The 23,148-nt window shown below is 50.1% G+C and carries 24 protein-coding genes and 1 CRISPR repeat array (1 of these 25 only partly in view); of the genes, 7 read left to right on the forward strand and 17 right to left on the reverse strand.

Features of this window, described 5'->3' with window-relative positions:
- Both J3999_RS09685 and J3999_RS09690 read right to left on the reverse strand, forming a co-directional pair.
- Window positions 1-2,181, reverse strand: a 2,181-nt coding sequence (locus J3999_RS09685; protein WP_208127699.1) for a retention module-containing protein, incomplete at its 3' end; no start/stop codon positions are given.
- Window positions 2,182-2,330: 149 nt separating this feature from the next.
- Entirely contained in the window at window positions 2,331-3,347 is a 1,017-nt protein-coding gene (locus J3999_RS09690; protein WP_208127700.1) for a hypothetical protein, read from the reverse strand.
- Between the two features lie 951 nt (window positions 3,348-4,298).
- Here J3999_RS09690 and J3999_RS09695 point away from each other — a divergent pair.
- The 3 genes from J3999_RS09695 to J3999_RS09705 are packed head-to-tail and all read left to right on the forward strand — an operon-like array spanning window position 4,299 to window position 5,502.
- Window positions 4,299-4,784, forward strand: a complete 486-nt coding sequence (locus J3999_RS09695) for a hypothetical protein (protein WP_208127701.1) — start codon at window positions 4,299-4,301, stop codon at window positions 4,782-4,784.
- Window positions 4,785-4,826: 42 nt separating this feature from the next.
- Entirely contained in the window at window positions 4,827-5,249 is a 423-nt protein-coding gene (gene trxC, locus J3999_RS09700; protein WP_208127702.1) for a thioredoxin TrxC, read from the forward strand.
- A 10-nt stretch (window positions 5,250-5,259) separates the two neighbouring features.
- Entirely contained in the window at window positions 5,260-5,502 is a 243-nt protein-coding gene (locus tag J3999_RS09705; RefSeq protein ID WP_208127703.1) for a hypothetical protein, read from the forward strand.
- Window positions 5,503-5,527: 25 nt separating this feature from the next.
- Here the strand turns inward: J3999_RS09705 and J3999_RS09710 are convergent, their stop codons facing one another.
- From J3999_RS09710 to J3999_RS09740, 7 genes are read right to left on the reverse strand one after another with little or no spacing between them, the layout of a single operon-like run.
- Window positions 5,528-6,988 (reverse strand): hypothetical protein, encoded by a 1,461-nt coding sequence (locus tag J3999_RS09710; RefSeq protein WP_208127704.1) that lies wholly within the window; start codon window positions 6,986-6,988, stop codon window positions 5,528-5,530.
- Window positions 6,982-8,931 carry a VWA domain-containing protein gene (locus J3999_RS09715; RefSeq protein WP_208127705.1) on the reverse strand — a complete coding sequence of 650 codons (1,950 nt, stop codon included), beginning with the start codon at window positions 8,929-8,931 and terminating at the stop codon, window positions 6,982-6,984. Before J3999_RS09715 ends, J3999_RS09710 begins: the two co-directional genes overlap by 7 nt.
- The gene (locus J3999_RS09720; protein WP_208127706.1) at window positions 8,928-10,079 is read right to left on the reverse strand and encodes a VWA domain-containing protein; all 1,152 of its coding nucleotides are present in this window, start codon (window positions 10,077-10,079) and stop codon (window positions 8,928-8,930) included. The genes J3999_RS09715 and J3999_RS09720 overlap by 4 nt, the downstream gene beginning before the upstream one ends.
- Window positions 10,072-10,542, reverse strand: coding sequence for a hypothetical protein (locus J3999_RS09725; protein WP_208127707.1), 471 nt, complete (start codon window positions 10,540-10,542; stop codon window positions 10,072-10,074). Before J3999_RS09725 ends, J3999_RS09720 begins: the two co-directional genes overlap by 8 nt.
- Entirely contained in the window at window positions 10,535-11,512 is a 978-nt protein-coding gene (locus tag J3999_RS09730; RefSeq protein ID WP_208127708.1) for a DUF58 domain-containing protein, read from the reverse strand. Before J3999_RS09730 ends, J3999_RS09725 begins: the two co-directional genes overlap by 8 nt.
- Before the next feature lie 8 nt (window positions 11,513-11,520).
- Window positions 11,521-12,492, reverse strand: coding sequence for a MoxR family ATPase (locus tag J3999_RS09735; RefSeq protein WP_208127709.1), 972 nt, complete (start codon window positions 12,490-12,492; stop codon window positions 11,521-11,523).
- Between the two features lie 15 nt (window positions 12,493-12,507).
- Entirely contained in the window at window positions 12,508-13,764 is a 1,257-nt protein-coding gene (locus J3999_RS09740; RefSeq protein WP_208127710.1) for an MFS transporter, read from the reverse strand.
- A gap of 206 nt (window positions 13,765-13,970) precedes the next feature.
- On the opposite strand from J3999_RS09740, the gene J3999_RS09745 reads away from it, so the two are divergent.
- Together J3999_RS09745 and J3999_RS09750 are read left to right on the forward strand one after the other, a co-directional pair.
- A complete protein-coding gene (locus tag J3999_RS09745) occupies window positions 13,971-14,615 on the forward strand; it encodes a metalloregulator ArsR/SmtB family transcription factor (protein ID WP_208127711.1) in 645 nt (214 codons plus the stop codon).
- A gap of 255 nt (window positions 14,616-14,870) precedes the next feature.
- On the forward strand, window positions 14,871-15,353 hold the full coding sequence (locus J3999_RS09750) for a GNAT family N-acetyltransferase (protein ID WP_243755430.1): 483 nt from the start codon (window positions 14,871-14,873) through the stop codon (window positions 15,351-15,353).
- A gap of 12 nt (window positions 15,354-15,365) precedes the next feature.
- Here the strand turns inward: J3999_RS09750 and J3999_RS09755 are convergent, their stop codons facing one another.
- The 3 genes from J3999_RS09755 to J3999_RS09765 all read right to left on the reverse strand — a co-directional run bounded on the left by J3999_RS09755 (window position 15,366) and on the right by J3999_RS09765 (window position 17,658).
- Window positions 15,366-16,274 carry a hypothetical protein gene (locus J3999_RS09755; RefSeq protein ID WP_208127712.1) on the reverse strand — a complete coding sequence of 303 codons (909 nt, stop codon included), beginning with the start codon at window positions 16,272-16,274 and terminating at the stop codon, window positions 15,366-15,368.
- Window positions 16,275-16,352: 78 nt separating this feature from the next.
- Entirely contained in the window at window positions 16,353-16,664 is a 312-nt protein-coding gene (locus J3999_RS09760; protein ID WP_208127713.1) for a hypothetical protein, read from the reverse strand.
- Window positions 16,665-16,956: 292 nt separating this feature from the next.
- Complete coding sequence (locus tag J3999_RS09765) at window positions 16,957-17,658, reverse strand: class I SAM-dependent methyltransferase (RefSeq protein WP_208127714.1); 702 nt, start codon at window positions 17,656-17,658, stop codon at window positions 16,957-16,959.
- Between the two features lie 134 nt (window positions 17,659-17,792).
- Between J3999_RS09765 and J3999_RS09770 the strand changes: the two genes are divergently transcribed.
- Entirely contained in the window at window positions 17,793-18,665 is an 873-nt protein-coding gene (locus J3999_RS09770) for a DUF808 domain-containing protein (RefSeq protein ID WP_208127715.1), read from the forward strand.
- Window positions 18,666-18,680: 15 nt separating this feature from the next.
- Here J3999_RS09770 and J3999_RS09775 read toward each other — a convergent pair whose 3' ends face one another.
- The 5 genes from J3999_RS09775 to J3999_RS09795 form a co-directional block, all read right to left on the reverse strand.
- Window positions 18,681-19,823 (reverse strand): HD-GYP domain-containing protein, encoded by a 1,143-nt coding sequence (locus J3999_RS09775; RefSeq protein ID WP_208127716.1) that lies wholly within the window; start codon window positions 19,821-19,823, stop codon window positions 18,681-18,683.
- Between the two features lie 134 nt (window positions 19,824-19,957).
- Window positions 19,958-20,362, reverse strand: a complete 405-nt coding sequence (locus tag J3999_RS09780; protein ID WP_208127717.1) for a DUF423 domain-containing protein — start codon at window positions 20,360-20,362, stop codon at window positions 19,958-19,960.
- 49 nt (window positions 20,363-20,411) lie between these two features.
- Window positions 20,412-20,870: an NUDIX domain-containing protein gene (locus J3999_RS09785; RefSeq protein WP_208127718.1), complete on the reverse strand. Its 459-nt coding sequence runs from the start codon at window positions 20,868-20,870 to the stop codon at window positions 20,412-20,414.
- A gap of 123 nt (window positions 20,871-20,993) precedes the next feature.
- Window positions 20,994-21,404 (reverse strand): hypothetical protein, encoded by a 411-nt coding sequence (locus J3999_RS09790; protein WP_208127719.1) that lies wholly within the window; start codon window positions 21,402-21,404, stop codon window positions 20,994-20,996.
- 148 nt (window positions 21,405-21,552) lie between these two features.
- Window positions 21,553-21,855 (reverse strand): peptidylprolyl isomerase, encoded by a 303-nt coding sequence (locus tag J3999_RS09795; protein ID WP_208127720.1) that lies wholly within the window; start codon window positions 21,853-21,855, stop codon window positions 21,553-21,555.
- A gap of 281 nt (window positions 21,856-22,136) precedes the next feature.
- Here J3999_RS09795 and J3999_RS09800 point away from each other — a divergent pair, with 281 nt between their 5' ends.
- On the forward strand, window positions 22,137-22,559 hold the full coding sequence (locus J3999_RS09800; RefSeq protein ID WP_208127721.1) for a DUF302 domain-containing protein: 423 nt from the start codon (window positions 22,137-22,139) through the stop codon (window positions 22,557-22,559).
- 30 nt (window positions 22,560-22,589) lie between these two features.
- A CRISPR array of direct repeats spans window positions 22,590-23,148; the repeat unit is 32 nt; unit sequence GTTTCAATCCACGCTCCCGCGTGGGGAGCGAC (it continues 2,052 nt past the right edge of the window).

A 23,148-nucleotide genomic window follows, 5' to 3' on the forward strand; every position in this document is an offset into this window, starting at 1 on the left:
GTCGGTTCCCAAAAGCTGATCGACAACATCTGTTACACCGCCAACCAACTGGTCAACCGATCCGGCTGTACCGTCTTCCGGCGTACCACCCAACAAGTCGGTTACCGTCTGAGTCAGATCGTCTTCTCCGGTCAACAGCTCTTGAACATCGGTAGTCACCAGATTCAGGCCATCGTCCGTTGAAGTGGTGTCGGTTCCCAAAAGCTGATCGACAACATCTGTTACACCATCGACCAGATGATCGACCGAACCAGCGGTTCCTTGATCCGGATAACCGCCAAGCAGACCGGCAAGCGTGCCCATCAAGTCTTCATCACCGGTCAACAATTCCTGCAAATCGGTTGTAATTCGATTGATCGCATCATCTGTTAGATCCGTATTGGTACCTAAAAGCTGATCGACAACATCGGTTAGACCGTCAATCAGTTGATCGGCCGAACCGGCAGTTCCGTCTTCAGGAGCGCCACCAAGCAGACCGACAAGCGTACCGAACAGGTCTTCATCGCCGGTCAACAATTCTTGAAGATCTGTTGTTAAATTATCTTCGCCATAGTCAATTGCGCTCAACTGCGTACCCAGAAGAGCATCAAGAATATCTGTCAGTGCCGCAACGACTTGATCAACCGTTCCTTCTGGACCTAACAGAGTAGTCGCAATATTCCCCTGACTTAAGTCCGGCCCTTGTAAATCAACGATTGGAGACGTTACTGTATCAAGTAGACCTGCTACCTCTTGTCCCAAGGTCGGATCACCTAAAGGCGTTTCATTACCAAGCGTATCCGTCAAATCAACGACAACGCCACCAACACCATTCAGCAAATCTCCGACCGGAGCCAAAACATTAGTCAAAGGATCGGTTGCATTATCGACAGTAGAAACGATGTCCTGAACGGTATCCAACAATCCGTTATCGATATCGCCTAATGCATCATCCAGATTATTGGTAATCGGATCCAGAACATTCAACAAAGGCACATCCAACAGTTCGGAAATACCATCATTAGTACCGTTCTGCAGCAAACTAATGTCCAGGAACTGCGAAGAAGTGGCCGTATCATTCAAACCTTTGCTGTCTTCAACATATAGCGTGTATTGAGATCCGATAATAACACCCGAGTTCAATAACTGACCCAGGGTACTGGTATCTTCGCGCTGCACGCCACCCATGGCATGATTAGCCTCTTCATCGGACATCGGCTGACCATCTTTACGGGTTACCGTAACTTTCTGACCATCATCGCTGACTTCATAGTTATAGTCCTGATACTCGGGGTCGTTTTCATCCGGCGCAACAAACTCTTCGCGACCAATGACGTAGCCAAGCCCTAGAAGGTCTTCACCAATGCCATTATCAATCGTCATTTCCATCTTCTGGATATCATCATCTTCATCCTGAACATAGAAAATCTTATCCGGCTGATAGTTAATCAGATCCAGAGCGCCCAACTCAATTGGCGTATTTCCCGAACCGCCGAACAGCGAAGAGCTGACAACGGTTTCATTAGTCAGAATGTCGCCGATAGAGAAGCCGGTTTCCGCGGAATTTCCACTCTGATAATTGGCACCGATCAAACCCAGTAAGGTCTCACCATCGTCAACGATAAACGCTTTAGGTGCGTGATCAGTCCCAGGCGGCTCTGTTGGCGGCTCTGTTGGCGGCTCTGTTGGCGGCTCTGTTGGCGGCTCAGTCGGGGTTGGCTGGTCAGCTAAAGCCGCTCTTTCCGCAGCGCTTGCAATCCCTGTCGGCAAACCATTGGTATCAAAACCGGATGTAACATTACCTTCCAGTCCCAGGCGCGCGATCACAACACCACCATCATTGGCGCTGCCCGGTTCGTCACCGGCGGCAACCTCTTCAAGCTCATCCAGATTAATACCTTCAAGATTCCCGTCTGCAATCGCATTTTCCAGCGCTTCAAGTCTGGCGGCCATCTCGGTTTCGGCATCGGAACCGGAATCGTTGGTCACGTCGGAATCCAATGACAGGGAAGTCAAACGGCCTAGAGTGATTAACTCGCCGTTTTTCATATCGACCATAAGCTGGGACGCATCTGCGGTTTGCAAGACCTCTCCCTGATAAACAGGGCTACCGACGGTTAATATTCTTTCTGTTCCGGTTTTTGGATCGATTGCCTTCGCTACCCCAGCAATAGACTTAACAACCCCGATTTGAATAGCCATTTCGTTCTCCAACAATGATTTTATCGTTATTATTTTTGTGTTTTTGCTATAGCCCCTGCTTGATGAACCAAGACCCATAGCAAAAAGAATGTTTAAGGCGATTGAAACGTCCCAGCCCCGGTATTGAGGCTGGGAGCGCTGCTCAAAAATTAAGCAAAGTCAAGAATTGACGTCAAAGAACCCAGGTTCAAAGCAGAGTTTGAAGAAAGATCCAGAGCACCAAGAAGATTCAAACCTGCAGAACTTTCACCAGAAGCATCCGCAGAAGCACCACCGGAGATCAAACCGGTACCACCAAGCAGACCGCCTAGTTCTGGAGCCGCATCAACCAATACGTCAGTCAACCCAAGAAGAGCGTCTGTATTCACTTCACCGTGAAGCAGGCCGGAAACAAATCCTTCTTCACCGATTAGCGCGTCAACAACGATATATCCAGGAATTGAAGAGTGAAGAACACCGGCAAGCGCTTGTACATCACCGCCCATTGCATTCGGGAAGACGTCAGGAATAACCATCGACACCACATCGCCTACAACAGGAACGGATGAAGCAAAATCAACCACTAGACCAAAAGTATCTCCACCGTTTTCACCGTGTGAGCTCAGTGGGCTTCCTGGAGGTACCGTTCCAGCGATCAGGTTACCTGCAAATGAGAAGTCATGCAGGAAGGTAGTCAGTACATCTACCTGATCTGCCAATAGCGGGTCTGCCTGAAGATTTTGCAGAACCATGTCAACAGGACCTTCCAAAGTCGGGAAAGACTTCAGTACACCAATTGTCGCGCCAAGCGCATCGCCACCAAATTCATCTTGCGTACGTTCAGGCGCAAGCATTGGAAGAACATGCGTACTGACGATAGGAAGAGAGTTCAGAATCCCTTCCAGTTTGATCAAAACGTCTGCTGTCGGCATGAACTGATTATTCAGATACATCGCCATATCAAACATAGGAATTCCTCGCATCAATTCGAAGAAGTCCATTACATTTGTAGAGTTATCTGTTGCAGTCGCACCAGTGTAGCCTGTACCAGCGATGTTGTTCAGAAGGTTGACACCTTCGAAAAGCGCTGTATTCATGCGTGGGCTATCATCTGTATTGTCGAAATTTCCAATATCGCCGTACAGCATTTGGCCAATCGGGTTATTAAGTAGTAGTTCTGTTGCCATGAGTAAAACTCCAATTATTTTTTATTTAAACTCACTCAGAAGTGGCTGTTTATTTTTCGCTTCGTAGTCAATAATTTAGAAGGTTTGAAGCCTTTCTTCTCGAGATTGGAACCTATCTTACTCACTGACGTAAATTGTCTCTACTGTCCTTAGGGACAATAAGTAAAAAAAATTTACAAAACCCCCTGAAAACCGGCTGTATTTTTCATTTTTAACTTTAAATATCAATAACTTAATTAAATATAGATTTTTACGCTTTTATTTTTTATACAGCATTAAATTTTTTAAATAACAGGCAATATAAATTATTTAATTGAAAAACAAAGAACTTAATGCACTGTAAATACCGCAAAAAAAAATTACAACCGTATTTCCTGCCGATTTTCTGTTGATGAAAAAGTACGCTAAACGTAATTACCTGATCAGTGAGTAAAAACGTTCAACTTGAATCCCTTTAACATCTAATCCGTGACAAAACTGACCTGGCCACTCGGTTACTCCTTTATAGACACTCGATAAAGGAGTCCGTTAAGTGCCGCAAGCACAATAAAACGATAGAGAACTTTACTTGACTTAATTGGTAAGGATTAGGTGTAATTATCGGTAGTACTGCAAACAAGCAATCAGAAAACTACATATTTGCTGCGCACTTTTATAGTTTGATAGAAATTGCTTATGTGCTTATAAGTTTTAATACTTCCTCAATACTTCTTCAAGTTTTGTGGATTGCTTGCATTGGGAAATCCCAGTAAACTGATCTCAACTTAAACAGAGATTCCTCTTTAAGTTGGCTAGTTTTGTAGTCTTTTTCAAACTTACTCTCCCCTAACTTGTAGGTTTGATTGCTCCTCAGTAAAAGCGCGGTAAGGCCAAATACCGCGCTTTTTTTTATTCCCCTTTTACCGCTATACTCTCCAAATCACTAATCATTCTCTAAAACAAGAGGATCCTATGAGCGAAACCCAGCATCAATACCAGTTCGGTCGTGGAACCGATGCCGAACACCTAAAAGATCAGGCCCTTTTTAAAGAACTTCTGGAAGAGCATCAACAACTGCAACGCCAGACGATCAAGCTGGAAAACGGCATTAAGGCCCAGACCACTTCGGAAAACCCGCATTTAGCCAAAGTTTTACAGAAGCATGTTGTCGGTATGGAAAAACGATTCTCCAAAGGCCGCGCAATTCGTTCCTGGGACCCTCTGTTTGCGGCACTTTTTGAATACAAAGATCAGATCAATATGGAATACCATATGATTAAGGATGGTGTTGAAGCTATTTTGACCAGTGACGATCCCAAGCTTGTCGAACTAATTCACAGCCATGATCTGACCCTGCATGGTTTTGTCGACAAGGGATTTGAGGCCAGTAAACACGAAAGTCCTAAACCGGACTGGGTACAATATCCTGCGAAAGCCACTTGCAAAGATTCTCAGTGACCCTATATAAAGGGGGCAAACATTGTATTCTGGAGACTCGATATGATTATTATGTGTCCTCACTGCGGCGGCTTAAACCGTGTCGCCGACGAGAAACTGCAAAACAGTGCAAAATGCGGAAAATGCAAACAGGCACTGTTTACCGGAAAACCGCTTGAAATGAATGGGGCGCAATTTACCCGCGCTCTGCAAAAAACCGATCAGCCGTTAATCGTCGACTTCTGGGCGCCTTGGTGCGGTCCATGCCAGGGCTTCGCTCCGGTATTTGCTCAAGCCGCGGCTAATCTGGAACCCAAAGCGCGCTTTATCAAGATTAATACCGAAGCCGAACAGCAGGTTGCCATGCAGTACGGAATTCGCTCCATCCCGACGCTGGCGATTTTCAGAAACGGTCAAGAGATTACCCGTATTTCCGGCGCGATGGATTTAGGCAACTTCACCAACTGGGTTAACCAACATATTTAGCGAGGCTGACATGGAACTGGGCTCCAAGCAACATAAACAACTTCTTTTAAAAAGCATCCTTAAGGTTGCCTGGAAAACGGCCTCGATCGGCATTTTTATCGGTATTTTGCTGATTATCCCCAGCATTTTCCGAGAAAATGCCTTTTCCAGCGGACTGGCCTACAGCGGCTACGCGGTGATTATCGGTTTTGTCGCTTATGCTGCATTTATCGCCTGGCGTAAATACCATAAGCTGATCAAAAACTTTAGCTAAAGCACGCAGCCAGACTGCCAAACCATTAGCGCCTGTATAGCTGCCTGATCAGGGACTGTAGCGAATTTTTAAAATAGGCGCCGAGAATTCTGCGATTACAGTTCAGCTTACGCAGTTCTTTGCCGAGGGCATCAAGCGGCAAGGATTGTTTGCCTTTGCCGGCGTTTGCATACAGCCCATGCTGTAACGCTGCAACCACTTCAAGCTCTACTCCGGTCACTTCTTGCCATTGCCCCCAAGAACGAATAGAACCACAGGCCAGCCAACGCTCGGTTTGCTGCCATAATCCCTGACTCTGTCCAGCAGACTCAAGAGCGGCAACTTTCTGCAAAACCACCCGTTTCACCCGGTAGAAATGAATAATCAGCATAACAAGCACAAGTAAACCGACTGCAAAACCTAAAACCAAGGCGGCCGTAAGATAGATCTGCCAAGGTGCAAAACTCCACAGCGAACCGCTTTGCGGAGTCACCACCTGCAGTTTGCCGCTTGCGGTATCGAAATAACGCCAGGTCCATTCAGGCAGAGCGATATTTCCTGTCTCCATCAATCTGAGCGGAATTTTGATCATAACCTTTCCGGGATCTTTATCCTGATAGATTATTTCCGGCGCAAACCACTCGAACTGTCTGTTTCTCGGCTGCGTAGCCAACATCTGCAACAACGCGGTATTTAACGCCTGTCGTCCCATCTGTACGCCGTCCAATGTCCATTGCCAGTACAGCAGGTCGCCCTGTTTCGCCCATAGAGGTAATGGTTGTGTTCGAAAATTGATCGACCCTATCATAACCTGCGGAGGTAAAAACCCAGGCAAGGGTTTCCACTGCATCTCGACCGGACGCGCAAAAAACTTCCATGGATGACGCTTGCCGTGATCCACTTGCAAAGCAGGAGAATAGACTCGTGTTGACTCTTGAGACGAGGCTTCCTGCGGCTGCTCATATTGATACCAGCTGCGTAAGGTTCCCTGCAAATCACCGGCAAGCAGACTCTGTTCCTGCCAATCAACCTTTAAGGCCTCAGGATTGGACTGTAAATCATTGCCGATAAATCCCTGAAGCTGAACCCGTAAGCTAGGATCGTTCAATCTGATCTTGACCTCCCACGGCCATGCCTGCTTCTGATACGCCACTTTGGATGCAACCGGCAGCCACTGGACATCAATCAAAGAGTTCGGCAGTACCTGCACATCCGCCCCCTGAAAGATTCCGCCTTCCGCAAGTCGGTATGGCCCGGGCTCATAGGCATACAGATAGTATGCCGCGCGGTTTTGACTGTTCGTATGCAACTCGATAACAAAATCTCTGGCCCATGCTTCGCGAGGCAGATTCTGTAAATAGTGCTGCAACACCTCACTTTCCTGTGTTTTTATTCTGACGACAACCGCCTCACCGAAAGGCACCTGCGCCTTTTGAAGTTCAACTGAAACCGCCTGAGAAGGAAGCGTCAGGAATACAGAAAGCAAAAAGAAAAACACTCTTACCATGGCTGTATCCCCGGAATGGCATGGGTTTCATCCTGTTCCGCATGAAAACCGGCTTCTGCTTCAAACAACCGTTTTAGCAGACGACGCTGCTGGGATTCCAATACTGCGACTTCCGCGGCAAACTGGCGGGCGTTTTTCAAACGGCTCTCCTGACGTTGTATCTGCACAGCAGCCGACTCTGCACGTCCGGCGGAACCGGCGACAAAATCCTTACTGCCGCTTTCAAGCTGATACAGGGCATAATCGCTCTGTTCGGGAAGTGGCGGCTTATCGCCATTGCGCTCACCACCCATTGCGTCACCATCCGCGCCGAATCCCTCTTCATCGGACTGAGAACTGTTTGGCTTCTGTCCGCCATAAAAGGCTCCATCCTGCTGCTCGCCTCTTCCACTGGACTCGCCTTCAGCATCGTCTCCGTCCTGTTTTTTGCGGCGCATTGCCAGCTCCTCTTCACAGCGCTGCTTGGCCAACGCCAGATTGTGCTCGGCTTCGGCATAGGGAGAACGGTACAGCAACGCTTGTTCAAATGCTTCCACGGCCGGCGTCGGAAGTGAGGCCAGATAGTAACTGTTACCGAGATTGAACAGTGCTTTGGCACGCAGATCATCATTGTCGGCCAACCAGGCGGCCTGCCGAAAATAACGCACGGCAGCCGCATAATCCTGTGCCTTATAGGCGGCAGCGCCGGCACCGAACCAGGCCGAAAACTCATTCGGCTGTTGCGCGCGTTCCGCGGCCAAAACCGCATAAGCCTGCTGGGATTGTACAAACTCCTGTTGCTGATAGAGCTGGAAAGCCTCCTGCTCCTCTGCGGAGGCAAATACCTTTGTACTTAACAGCGCAATCGCGATCACGAAGAAACCGATCCAGATAATTTGCGGCATAAAAACCATCGCCAACAAAACAAGCGCCGCGCCGACGAACCAAGGACCAATATCCAACCATAACCACTGCTGTGCCTGAACAGATTGCTTTCGGGAGGATTCGCGCAATTCACCCAGATGCTCAAGCAAAGGAGTCAAACTCCCGTCACTGCGCCAGTAGTCTGCATGCTTCGCTTTTTCCGTCCACTGACGAAGACTGCCTTCCTGCAAAGCCGAGTTCACCGGAAGACCGAAATGATGCAGCACGCCCGAAGGATGTGCGTCATCCGGTACGGCCTGCGGCTGCAAAGAGCCGAACCCCAACAGCCACAAATGGTTAAGATCATCCTGAAGCCAGTCTTGCAGCGGCAGCGCTTTAAGATCCTGCGACAGTTCGACCGGTTTTAGGAACGGTTCGGCCCCGTCACTGAAAACCACCAGCGCCCGGGCACGGTTTTGAATTTTTTCGCTCAGCGAGGAGCCAACCTGATTATGCTCTAAATGCTGCAGTCCGCGGATAATCGCCGGTTCCAGCCATGACCCGTCCAACGGAACCAAACCGGGATAAAGCAATTCCAGATCCTCGACAATCAATGACTTGTCAAACGCCAAAGGACTCACCAGATGCGCGCTTCCGGAAAACGCCATCAGCCCTACGCGATCCTGCGGCTGCAGCTGCTTACTGAAACTCTGCGCCAGGCGACGGGCATTTTCAAAGCGGCTCGGCTGTCCCGGTTCCGATGCCAGCATTGATCGCGACAAATCCAGAACCAGCATAATATCGACCCCTTGCAAGGATTGACTGTCGGTACTTTGCTGATAGATTTTCGGACCCGCCATGGCAATCACCAGACTGCTCCACGCCAGAATCAACAGCGTCAAAGGTGAAAAAAGGGCATAACGCCTATAGCCTCGACGCGACGGGCCGGAGGCCTTAAGATTCGGCCACAGGTGTTTATCCGCATAGGATTGCTGCGAACTCTGCTCTTTGAAACGACGCCAAAGCAGAAGCAGCAACGGCATACAAAGCGCGAGTAAAAATGCCGGCTGACGCCAACTTAACCACTCCAGTCCGATCATCTTGCGGCCTCCTCATCATGCGACGCCGCTCGCGTCAGAACCAGAGCCGAAAGGTAGGCGACAAACAACAGCAAACTCAACCAAAGAAACTGCGGATACAACGGCATAAAAGCCCGTTTCTGCGGAGGCGCCTGCCACGGCACCCCTTCCGCCTGATCAATTTTGTGCAGAACTTCCCGCAGATCCCGCCCGCTGCCGATCTGGTAGAACTGTCCTCCGGTCTCCGCAGCGATAGTGCGTAACAGATCCGCCTTCAAAGGTTGATACAACAGGCCGCTGAATTCGCGTTTATCGGCCCGTTCATCCGTCGCACCCACGCCAATGGTATAGATCGGAACCTGCAACAACTGCGCGTAATCGAGCGCCTGCTCGACCGGCAGACGGCTCGACTGGTTATCGCCATCGCTAATCAGAATCAGAACCCGTTTACGCTCGGGCATCTGCTCCAAAGCCAGATTGGCTGACTGAGTCTGCTTCAGCGCCAACCCTAAAGCTTCCGCCATGGCTTCATCAGTTCGCCCGGCCAGATAAGGTCTCAGACGTTGCAGATAAAGACGCGCGGCTTGCTGATCCGCACTCAGATGCAGAAGGTTAAACGCGCTTTGCGCATAAACGGTAATCGCGAAACGGTTACCGGGGAGTTGCTCAATAAACTGATCCAAGACTTGCTGAACCGCCTGCATTCGCGTCTGAGGCTGGCCATTTTGCTGATAGTCGTTCAACAGAAAGGAAGCGGATGCCTCGACCACAAACAACAGATCGCGCACTGTTTTCTGCTGCACCAAAGGTTCAGGAGGCAACGCTTTTTGCGGCTGAGCCAAAACGAGCAACAGACTCAGCAATAAAGCAAAGCGCAGTGTAAACAGAAGCAGCGCCTGCCAGGTTTTCAACTGTTTGTCGCTTTCTTTTGTCGCTTCGGTAGGTAGTGAATTTGCCTGCATCTGAGCTAAAAGGCTATGTTTGGCGCTGATAATCCTCGAAAAGTGCCAATCACGCCAATCCCCCAGATCATCTTGCAGATCGCGCTTGCGCACAAAACCGCGCCATAACCACCAGACAGGCAGAAAAGCGGCCAGCCAAAGCAGCTGAGGCGCAGCAAAATGCCACGACTGCCACCAGTTCTGTGTCAACTCCAACCAGTCAGCCATCTTGTCTCTCCGAGCGAGCTTTCAGCGAAAAACGTCGGAACCCGTGTTTTAGACGCATTTTCTGGCGCCCGAAATACGCGGACCAGAGCCAACGCCAGTACAAACGTTTGGCCGCCGCTGACAAATAGCCTAGCTCTGCTTCCTGTGCCGGAGTCAAGGCCTGCGACTGGCTCGCCAAAGTACCCAGCTGTTGCAGCACCATTTGCAGTCGATCCCGCAGGGAAGAGCTCAACATGGAACTATTTCGTTTTAAAGGTTGCAGCAGATAAAACAGAACCCAGACACCGTCTTCGCTTCTCCAGGCAAGCAAACGGCGCCAGTGTCGAAAACTGCGACTTCTCAGCAGCCAGATCAGGCCAAACATCATTAATGCCGGCAGTACCCACCACCAAAATGTCGATGCGCTTTCCGCAAGCGCCGGCACGGGAAGAAAAGGCGCTTCGATATCGATAAGTTCAGCCATTCGTCGTCCCTCGTTCGGAAAGTGTCGACTGCTGGGCCGCCAAAACGCCTTGATTATGGGCGGTTAACTGCAGATAAACCCTTGCCAACTGTTGCAGGGGCGTTTCGCTGGAAGCCGCCGCAAAACGGGCGCCGTTTTTTATCAAGGCTTCCTCGATCTGAGCGTAGTGCGACTGCGCCCAGTGCTGATAAGCTTTGCGTTCCAACAAGCGATCGAGACGAAGCGCCTTACCCATAGAACCGAGCAACTGCAATCCGGGAGCGGCCGGTAAAGCGATTTCCGCCGGATCATACAACCATAGAAAATTCAGCGTCAAACGCTGTCGCCAGGCGATTAGCTGCTTGGCAAATTCGGCATCTTCGGTAAAGTCATGCAGATCGCTGACAATAAAGACACTCGCTCCGGCATCGGTATGCGTAAAGAGTTCATTCATCGCTTTGGCCAAACTCACCGGCCGTTTGCCTGCGGCAAGCCACTCGGACTTCGAATGATTCAGAGACTGCAGACAGGAAAGCACCAGACTCTGACCACTTAACTGCGTCAGAGGAATGCGCAGTAAACGATCTCCGAAAGCCCAGAGCTGCAGACTGACATTATGTCTTTGCGCCTGCCATGCGATCATTGCAACCAGATTCAATGCCTGAGAAACCTTAAACTGGCGACGGGTTCCGAACCACATCGGTTCGCGCATATCGACAGCGATCACCCACTGCGCCTGACGCTGCTCTTCAAAACGGCGACTGAAGGCTTCGCCGCTGCGCGCCATTAAACGCCAATCGAGATGACGGATTTCATCCCCATGCGAATAGGGACGGCTTTCTGCGAATTCACTGCCGCTGCCATGCATCCGGCTGTTCTGCGGCCCCTGCAAGGACTGTGACGAGAGCTGCTGACCCCAGTCCGGCTGCATATTCCATGCATCCAGCTGGTTTAACAACGCCTTAAACGACTGTGAATCCAACGGTTTCATGCAGACAGTCAATCCATTTCCGGGATGGCGACCAATTCAATCAAACGCTGGATGATTTTATCCGCGCTCCAGCCACTGGCATAAGCACCAAAACTCAGGATAATTCGGTGTCGCAGAACATCCGGCAGCATCTGCTGTACATCGTCCGGGGTAACGAAATCCCGGCCATCCAGCCATGCCCAGGCACAACTGGCATGCAGCAGAGCCAGAGACGCGCGCGGCGAGGCGCCGATCTGCAAGACTTCTTCCATCTCGGGATCCAGCTCTCCAAGACGTCGGGTAGCCGTCACCAACGCCACCATATAGGCTTCAACGGGTTCGGAAACATACTGTTCCGAAACCTGATGGCGCGCCTGCATCACCTGTTCCGGGGTTAAGGCACTTTGGTAATTATCCCGATCTTCGCCAAAGTGGCGCTTGCGGTCGCGACGCAGTATTTCCAGCTCGTCTTCCTGATCGGGGTAATCCAATAAAAGGTGCAGCATGAAACGGTCGAGTTGCGCCTCCGGCAAAGGGTAAGTTCCGTTCTGCTCAAGCGGGTTCTGAGTGGCCAGAACCAAAAACGTCTCCGGCAAGGCGCGCGTTTTGCCGCCGGCGGTTACCTGTTTTTCCGCCATCGCTTCCAGCAGCGCTGACTGCACTTTCGGCGGCGCGCGGTTAATCTCGTCGGCCAGAATAATATCGTGGAAAATCGGCCCCGGGACAAAGCGTAAAGCACCACTCTCTTTATCCAGAATTTCCGAGCCGATCACATCGCCCGGCATCAGGTCGGGGGTAAACTGGATGCGCTGAAAAGCGGCATGCACGCCTTGCGCCAGCGCCTTAACCGCAGTCGTTTTAGCCAGCCCCGGCGGCCCTTCCAGCAAAACGTGTCCGCCGGTCAGAAGCGCGACCATCATTTTATCCAGAAGCGCTTCCTGCCCGACAATCACGGTCTGCAAATGTTCTTTCAATGCCTGAAATTCTAGTTGACTCGACATAGGTTTACCTGCCACTTAATGAATCTTTTTATGAGGGACTTTAAGCCAAACCCAAAGACCCGAAATTACCATGGCGACCGCAACCAGTTCAAACGCACTTTCCAAGCGTCCGGTAAACTGAGCTGCCAGTCCCATAACCAAGGCACCGATTGCATAACCGAAATCGCGCCAGAATCGGTAAATGCCTAAAATCGTCGCTCTTTCCTGAGCGTCGGCATGATCGGCCACCGCTGCGCCCAGAGTTGGATAAAGCATCGCCATCCCAAGACCAATCAGAGCCGCTTCCAGCGACCACCACCCACTGCCATGGCTGTGAACAATCGCCCAGACACCCAGCGCACATATCCACATTCCAGCCACAATGAGAGGCTTGCGACCTATTCTATCCGATAAAGGACCTGTGACTAATTGGGAGGCTCCCCAAACGACGCCGTAAACTGAAATAATAGCGCTGGCTTGAATCAGCGACAACTCCCGACTGAGCAAATAAACCGGCAGAAGCACCCAAACCAACGCATCGACAAACTTCTCAACCATGCCCGCCTGGTTCAGCGCAACCAGCGGAGAGTATTGCAGTGAGGCATAAGCAAACAACGTGTTTAGCGGCCGGCCCTGTGGTCGGGAAGCCGATTGACTGCCGCCATTGTCTTCAGCCCAAGGCTTGGTTTCGACAATGTGAAAAACGGCCAGGTATAAACCGGCACACAGAGTCAGCATCGATAAAATACTCAACGCCAAATGTGCCCCCAGCGATTCCACCGCCACTGCGGCCGCCAATCCGGCCAATCCAACGGCAGCATATCCGGAGAACTCATTCAAACCGTTAACCAGCCCTCTCTGAGTAGGCTTTGCCAAATCAAGTTTACTGTTCAGCGCCATCGACCAACTTAACCCCTGATTTAACCCCAAAAACAGAGTGGCCGCCAAAATCCAATACCAGCTATCGGCGAAATAGAACAAAATCGGAATCGGCAATGCCGCTATCCACCCGAGAATCAGTATATTTTTCCGCCCGAAACGATCGGACATCCGCCCAGCCAGCAAGTTCATAACAGCCTTAATAAAGCCGAACACCACGACAAAAGCGGTAAGCAATATAAACTGCTGCTCGGCCAAACCGAACTCTGTAGAAGACAGACCCGGAAGTACCGTTCGAGTCAGACCAATCATAGATCCAACCAGAAAAACCTGTAACAACTGGTGCAAAAACTGCGGCAGATTACAGCGAATTCCGTTTTCAAAGAAACGCCCGGATAACGCAGAATCTTGCATTCAACTGACCTCATTCAACTAATTGGTTGAATGTTAGTGGCAGATTTCTGGATTGTCAAATTCCCCTTTCCCGATTGAGGCAAAAGCAGGGTCGACAAGACATGCTTCGGTCGCTATATTGTGAAGAGCCGCTTATTGCTTTCTTTTCACAGGAAACCCGGCTTCCCCGGGATTTACTATTTCATGACCAATGACCTTAAAGCAGAATGACAACCGATAATCTAAAACTATGTTTATTTGAACAATTGGCGCAGATCGGCAAATCCATGGGCCATGCCAATCGTCTTCTTATACTCGACATTCTCGCGCAGGCTCCCACTCAAGTGGAAACCTTGAGTCAAAAACTCAATTTAAGCCTGGCGAATGTATCCAAACATTTGCAACACCTTAAACAGAGCGGGCTGGTGGTTTGTGAAATTCAAGGAAAGCAGCGTATCTACCGGCTCAGCGAGCCAAGTATAGTGACTCTGGTACAAACAATGCGGCACATCGCCGAGAACCAAATGGCCGAAGTCTCAACCATTCTGAATGAAAAACTTCAGCCTCGGGCTCCCTTGACGCCCTTTAATCCTAAAGAAATCAAAAAAGCATTACAGACCGAGAGCATCACCCTGCTCGATGTAAGACCGGAAGATGAGTATCAGGCCGGACATATAGACGGCGCCATCAATATCCCCATCGAGGAACTCAGCGAGCAGATCAAAGACCTCTCCCGGGACAAGCCGGTCATCGTGTATTGTCGCGGGCCTTATTGCCTATGGTCGTATGAAGCGGTGGAAAACCTCAGGCAGCATGATTTTGATGCCAGCAGAATGGCCGATGGCTATCCTGACTGGGAGCAGATACAGTAATTTCGGATACAAAAAAAGCCCATCCCGCCACAAACTAGGATGAGCCAAAAACCTCTGATTATTGTTTTGCACAGCCTAACCAGAAAACGTGCCAATCCTTGCAAAAGCGCTTTGCCGTCATACAAATAGCCGCAACGGCGCATGTTTCTGTTTATTTTGCAGTTGAAAGAACCCACTGAAATTGCACCAGACAAAGGTTTACCAGGCGCTAATTTGGAGCAACCTCGAGATCAAATGAAAGCAAGGACGGCCAACATGGATCAAATTCAACTTCTGGAAATGCGTCAGGAAAACGCGGAGGAAATCGCCGCGCTGACCGGTGAGCTCTTGCAGGAAATCATGCAGGCAACCGGCCAACCCGCTTTTTGCTTTGACGAACAAGAAGTCGTAAAACGCTTACGCGGGTTTATCGCTGAAGGGCACTACCGCGTCATTGCAGCCAGAATCGACCGGCAGTTAATCGGCTTTGCCAGCCTTTACCCGAGTTACGCACTCTATGCTGAAGGCTGTTTCGGCACACTGGCCGAGTTTTATGTCAAACCGCAATATCGCCGCAAAGGCGTAGGAAAAATGCTCATACAGAGCGTTATGGACTATGGGCGCGGACAGGGCTGGAAACGTTTGGAAGTGACAACGCCTTCCCTTCCCGAATTTGATAAAACCCTGGCCTTTTACCAGCGCGAAGGCTTTGAAATCACCGGCGGTCGGAAACTCAAACGATTACTGGAAACTTCGTAAGACCCGTTGCGCTTAAGAGGCTGCACCCTGCTTCAGACTTCTCAGCCACAATCCGGCGCCCAAGGTAATCAACCCGGCAAGCAAGACACTTCCCGGCGTGACGTCCAGATGCTCAAACCACTGGGTATAAAAATGAATTCCGGCGAAAACCGCCGTAGTATTGAGCATCCAGCGTGAATTGTTTTTCCAGGCCCATACGGCTGCGATTAGAAGCGCCAGCGCCCAGGCGACTGCAAGAACGGTATCGGACAATATAATTTCCCTGTTCTCGGAGCGCTCGCCCCACAAGGAGCCGATCCAGAAACCGAAATTCACTAAAAACACGGAGGTTCTGGAACCGATGATCGCCAGTCGCTGATAATCGGAGGAAAGCTTTTGCGCTAGAAAATAGAGTCCCACTGCCAAAGAAGTGAACAGCACAATCGTCATCAATGGCTCTTTGATCAGTAGAAAATAGCTGGCATGAAAATAACCGGTTCTGGCGCCTATGCTTGCCGACAGCATCAAAACCGCCAAAACCGTCAACAAAGAACTTTTCGCTAAAACCGCCGCGGCAGCAAAGATTGCGCTAACGACTAAAATCGCTTCCAAAGCCCCTTGGTACTCGGCAATAATGCCACCGCCCATCATCAGTGAACCGGTCAGAACACAGATATTGGCCAGTAAATTCCATTGCGACAGACCGCTGTTTAACTGTCCCAGACCGGCAATCAGAACAAAGGCGCCGATTCCGATCGCCGTGGCTGCAGCGGGAACCAGTGCCAAGGTCGCACCACTGACGGCGATCACTCCGAAACCGATCAGAATGTTAAATGCCAATAAAGAGGTGGATTCGGCCGACAGCGCTTTCAACCGAGTAAATTCCTGCTCGGAGATTTTTCCGTCGCTGAGCAGTTTATCGAGATCCAGAGTTACTTTCATACAGACTCCTATGGCCGATAACGAAAACCTCAATGAAGGTTCGGATTCGATTCTGAAAATATCGGCCCGACAAAACGGCTACCAAGGACGGTCACCTTTAGGGTTGGGGCGCATTGTCAGAAGTTCCTCTACTTCCTGACGGCTGTAACCACGTGAAAAAGCAAATTCAGCCAGACGAACAGCACGATCCTGAAGATCCTCCACTCTGGCACCGTTTTCGATCGCTTCTTCAAGCCATTCGGAAAGCAGATCAATCGTGCCTGCCTCCGATTCATTCCCGCTCGCATCGACACCTTGCTCCTGCAAGCGCTTGAGATTCCGGTCAAAACACTCCAGTAGCTGCTTCACTTTCAACTGGCATTTGATATTGATGACGGTTGCACCTTCCATGAGATTACCCCCTTCCAGACGGTTACTTCAAAACGCCTCCCCCTCTGCGTTTGTTGTATTTATTTAAGCGGAAAATGACGTTTTTAGCGCCGCTTTGCCTGACTGTTCGAAAAGTCATTTCTTTCAGTGTCCATCAAAATGGCGGACAGATCAACTTTCGTTAACCAAGTCTCTGCTTCAGAAAATTCTGACGCCACACCGAAAAACCGAGAACTCGCGGCCACATCGAATGAAAAGCCAACCCGCACCATATCCTTCACGGCATATGCCTTAAATCGACGTCCTTGGCGCCTCAGGCCTCGACGGTTTCGGCGCTCTTGTACAAAAAAACCGTAAAGTCGTTATCAAGATAACCGTCTTCCCACACAACCCGCTCAGCAAAGGTTTGACAATAATCGACGACTTCCTGCGGTACAAAACTTTGCAGGTCCGGACGGCTTGCAACCCATTCGTTGCGCGCGTCCAGAAGATTGAACGCCACGCCCTTGCTGCAGATTCGGTACATTTCGGCAATTACGGCCTTGGCATAACTGCCCTGTCCGGTTTTCTGCCCTTTCTGATCCGATTCCACCACTTCGTTCAGCGCACCGGACAGCAAAACAAATTCGAACTGCTCAGCCGCAAAGTCCTGATCAAACAGATCCCCCTGCCGAACCTGAATATCCGGATATTGAAAACGGGCGCTCTGCACCATGTCCTCGGACAAATCGATACCGACATAGTCAATATCCAATCCCTTATCCCATAGATAATTGCGCAAGTCTGCAAAACCGCAGCCGACATCGAGTACCGAAAAGGCGCCCTTTTCGCGGCGCGGCGCTTGCTGTGCAAACACCCGAGCCAGAATGTCGAAACGTACCTGTTGAATTTCCCGACTACTCCAATACAGCGCCTGGGGCTGATAGCCGAAACGCTCGATAGAAACCCTGTGCCGTGTTTGAATTCGGAGGCGCTGCTTTGGGCTTAATCGTTTACTGGATGTATGCGGTTTCATAACTCTCTCTATTTTTGCCGCATCCCAACAAACCGGAACGGGCTTTTGTATTGTATTCATCTTGTTTTAATCTGGCGCAGCCTGAGCGACAAGCGTTAAAATGCGGAAAACAACTTTGCCGGGAGGGGCACAGCATGGCCAGTGGGATTTTGCTAATTTTAGACGATATCGCCACCTTATTTGACGATGTTGCCACCTTGTCGAAAGTCGCCACCAAGAAAACCGTTGGCGTTTTGGGTGACGATCTGGCGGTTGGAGCACAGCGTGCGTCCGGTTTCCACGCCAGTCGGGAGTTACCGGTTTTGTGGGCGATCACCAAAGGCTCTTTTATCAATAAACTGTTGATCCTGCCTGTAGCTTTTCTGCTGAGCGCTTTTCTACCACAACTGATTGTTCCGATTCTGCTGCTCGGAGGAATTTATCTAAGTTACGAAGGTGCGGAAAAAATCTATGAGTTCCTGTTCCATCGAACCCCGCAGACACCGGCGGCACAGACAGCCGTCGATAAAAACGAACTCCTTGCCTTGGAAAAACGGAAAATTCGCTCGGCAATTACCACCGACTTCATTCTCTCGATCGAGATTATCATTATTGCTCTGAGCGCCGTTGCCGACGCCTCGTTACCTGCTCAGATCGGTGCAGTCACGTTTATCGCCCTACTGGCAACGGTGGGAGTGTACGGTCTGGTGGCCTTAATGGTGCGCATGGACGATGCCGGCCTGCACCTACTGGAAAGGTCCGAAAACGAGCATGGAATCAAGCGCGGGCTAATGCAGAAAACCGGTAAAGGATTGATCGCCGCCTTACCGAAAATCATTCGAATTCTGGCGGTTGCAGGAACCTTGGCAATGCTGCTGGTAGGAGGCGGAATCTTTGTCCATAATCTTACCGGCCTGCATCACTTTCTGGAAAGCTTGCCGGTTTTACTGGGGGAATTGCTGGTCGGACTGGTCATCGGAGTATTGACTTTGGCTATGCTTAAAATCATCCAAAAGGCGCGAGCCTGACCGTCCCTGAAGCAACTATTTAAAGATTTGCTGCAACTCCTGAACTTCTCTTTTACAGGCGTGCAGCGCAACGACGCAATCCGGATCAAGATGGCGTCCGGCCAACTTATTCAACTCCGCAAAAGCCGTTTCATTATCCCAGGCTTCCTTATAGCGGCGCTGACTAGTCAAGGCATCAAACACATCAGCCACTGCGACGATCCGCGCCTCAATAGGAATATCCTGTCCCGCTAGTCCCAGCGGATAACCGTTGCCATCAAAGGATTCATGATGAAATCGGACGATATTTTCCAGCATTTTCACCTGACGCAACTCATGCATATCGAAATAACTCATCATTTCGCGAATCAGGTCGGCACCTTTATCGGCATGGGTTTTCATAATCTCGAATTCTTCATCGGTCAAACGCCCCGGCTTCATCAAAATACCATCCGGAATACTGATTTTTCCGACATCGTGCAATGGCGCAAACAGAAACAGCTGCTCGATAAACTCGTCATCCAACTGATAGCCGTCGGCAATCTGCATACCGATTAATCGCGAATAGTGCGCCACCCGATCCTGATGCGCGCGCGTTTCCGAATCGTGACAGCCCGAAAAGGCCAGCGTCGATTTCAAGGTCGCCAGTAACAGCTGATGCATATTCCGGTCGTTGGCCACCATCAAGGTAATCATATCCGCCAGAAACTCGAGACGGTAAGTCACCTCTTCGCTGAAAACATTCTTTGAATAGGAGTTGAAAAAGATAAATCCGTACAGGGTCTCCTGGTACTTCATCGGCAAGGTATAACTGGATCGAAACCCCGCCTCGCGGATTTTTTGCGTATGGGTGCGCTGAATCATCGCCAGTTCGTCCAGATCCTGAATCAGACGCCCGCAATTCTGCTCGGCAATCTCTTTCAGGGATTCCGACTCAGAAAGTTTAAAACGATAATGATTGATCGGCCTTTCCCGGGTATTGCTATCAAAGAAGGTGATCAATTCATCGGTATCCGCATCGTAATCAATGATACCAATGCGCTCGATAAACGGATGATCTTCCAGTAAAAACTGGTGCAACCGCTGCAATTCGTCAGTGAAAGAACTGTTTTTGGAGCTGTAAGACAGAGAACCTTTTAGGCGTTCTCTTTTCTCTATGGCAGGATGGTCAACTGGCATGCATTCTCCCAAAAATGCGTATTGGCAAACACGACTCTAAACTGATCTAGTTTACCTCTAAACGGCTCATAGCAGAGTATCCGGAATCGCTTTCACGGCGTTTTTTTAAACTTTTTTATCTCGAGGCAATTGTTTCACGTGGAGCGACGCATATCTCTTGCGCCTAAAAACAGCAACAGCCATCCAAGCAAAAAAGCCGTACCGCCGATCGGTGTCAAAAACACCAAAAACTTCAAACCGCTCAAAGCCCACAAATACAGACTGCCGCTGAATAGAAAAATACCGGCCAGAAAACTCCAACCGGCTTTCGTCCAGAAAGCGCTCTGCCCGGAAAACAGATGCACAAGAACCGCTATCGCCAGCAGCGCAAAAGCGTGAATAACCTGATAGTTAACCGCTTTATGCCAAACATCCAGCTGCTTGCCGGAAAAATGTTCCTGCAGACCGTGCGCGCCAAAAGCGCCGAGAGCCACCGCAAGAAACAGCAGCAAACTTGACCATTGCAGCCAAACCGACACTTTCGCCGAATTCAATGTCATCGTTTATTCCTTTTGATCCATATTGTGAAAACTCAGCCGTCGGTAAAGGCTAATCCAGAAAACTCCGATACAGAGTTCCGGCATGTTTGGAAATATCCTGCAACAGATCGGCTAAAGGACGAGGGTCGAGCGTTTTATCCGCCAACTCAGCTAAAGTCAGCCATTCAACGGCAACCTGACTGGGGTCGGGATGAGAACCATTATGCGGCGTATAAGATTCCGTCAATTCGCACACAAAGGCGAATTCGACCTTATGTTTAAGCATTTCCGGGTCGGACTTCGATGGACGCTGATGTTCGTAGACTTTAGCCAAACCCTTCACTCGGACTCTGGCACCCGCCTCTTCCCATACCTCTCGAACGACGGTGTCTTGCAAAGCTTCCCCCGGCTCCTGAGTGCCGCCCGGTAAAGTATATACCCGACGCCCGTCAGAATACTCCTTGCGGATAAGCAGGATCTTGTCATGCTCGATCAGCACACCTTTGGCGGTGTTTTTACTGCGTACCATCCTCTCGCACCTCTTGAAACTCTCAATCGTCCGTAACAGCCGCTCGGCTTAACGACACAAGACCCGGATGATCGTTCAATACCGGCAGTCTACCCAAACCGCCAAGCGGAAAGGGGCAACACGCTAATTCAGAATATCGATAATTTCACGCGTTGCCTGGTATAGACGCACCATCTTGCCGTCAATGCTAACGGTAACAACACCTCGAACATCGACCGGTTCAATAACTTTACCGTGACGGTAAATATCGCGATCCATGATATCTCCGCGGCGCAGTTTCTTCTGCCAACCCGGAGGAAGGGGCTTGCCTGTGTTCTGAGCGCGTTTCTGCAAACCAGGCGGAAGCGATGAATCCGCGTAACGGTCACCATCGCGATCATAGTGGTAATCGCTGTCACGCTTATCTTTTTTATCCTGCTTATGCACTTTATCGTGTTTGCCGGAATTTTCGGCATGATCCGGTTTAGCATAAGCGGTTTGCGATGCCAGCCCCATAACCGCAGCAACGGTAAACATTTTTAGAAGAATTTTCATAATCTAACCCACCTGATGTCTATTTTCTTTACTGAGCCTGGCCATAATAGCACTTTACTTTTAGAAAGGCATTGATACGTTACAAAGCAAGCAAAGCCATCTTTCGAAAATATTGGACGAGCCGGAAAACCGATCGCCCCGGAACGAACTAACCGGCTAAATGGCGTCGTTTAATCCAGACCAGATGATAACCATGTACCGTCTTAAAAGGGCCAAGAACCTGATTCAACGGCAAATCGCTAAAAATCTGTTCAGCCAGTTCCGCAACGATTACCTCCGGCTTGACCAGACCGATATCACCGCCAATCTTAGCCGACGGGCAAGTTGAATATTCGCGCGCCAGACGCTCGAAGTCTTCCAACGACTGAATTTGCAGAATAAGCGCCAAGGCAGCCTCCTCGCTCTCCAATAAGATATGATGCGCCTTTGCGCGCGAGTCCGGATGAATCATCGACTGTCTCCATTTTTAAATGATTCCAGAATCATAACGGAAAACCGCCACAAACCGCTATATAACACCGCCTAAGAGCAAACCGCTTCCGCCCTCAAAAAACACAAGCGACGTACATAAACAGTGCAAACTTCACCACCAATACACCACTGAAAATTGCAGAAAATTCCTGAGATCTGCTAAGCAAATCTTTTAAAAAATGATTTTTATCATGGCGTGAAACATGCTCATTCTCTACCGAAAAACAGCCTAAACCGCACCAATAAATATCAGGAAAAAACATGACCACCATAACTGAGACACAGCAACCAAACGGCGTTATCACCATTCCCAGTGCCTTTTCAGTCGCCGAATCCATAGATAATCTGGAAAGAGAAGTTCACAAAAAACAGATGAACATCTTTGCCCGCATCAACCATTCGGCCGGAGCCCAAAAAATCGGTTCCGAACTGCGTCCTACGGAACTGCTTATTTTCGGCAGCCCGCAAGGTGGAACCCCTTTAATGGAATGCACACAAGTTATCGGCCTGGATCTCCCTTTGAAGGCCCTTGCCTGGGAAGACGAAAACGGCTCCGTCTGGTTAAGCTTCAACGACCTGACCTATCTCGCCGAAAGACACCAAATCAGCGACTGCCCGAATCTCGACAAGCTGAACAACGTCATGAAAACGCTGATCCAAACAGCTGCGGGAAGAGCGACCTAAGAGGCCTACCGAGACAGTGAAAAACAAACTATTCCAATCCACGCTCCCGCGTGGGGAGCGACTGTGCTCACATAGTTCATTTGGTTTCGGCATTTCTGTTTCAATCCACGCTCCCGCGTGGGGAGCGACCTCCTATACGTCGCCGTTTTCGACCATGCCGACGTTTCAATCCACGCTCCCGCGTGGGGAGCGACTTTAATGCTGGTGATCTGATTCCGTTTTTTGTTGATGTTTCAATCCACGCTCCCGCGTGGGGAGCGACCTAGTGTCGATGTGCGTGATTTTCAGCTTTTCATGTTTCAATCCACGCTCCCGCGTGGGGAGCGACTTAACATTCTGGACACGGGCTTCATCATTGGCGGGTTTCAATCCACGCTCCCGCGTGGGGAGCGACACGCTCCTTGGTTTTTTCACCTTCTAATGCTCTTGTTTCAATCCACGCTCCCGCGTGGGGAGCGACGTTAGATCTTCACACGTCACTAGGATGCTATTCGGTTTCAATCCACGCTCCCGCGTGGGGAGCGACTGGGATGCAGCCACTTTCCCGGTCGGTACGCTCGTTTCAATCCACGCTCCCGCGTGGGGAGCG

Source organism: Thiomicrorhabdus sp. 6S3-12 (genome assembly GCF_017571475.1).
Lineage (GTDB): Bacteria > Pseudomonadota > Gammaproteobacteria > Thiomicrospirales > Thiomicrospiraceae > Thiomicrorhabdus.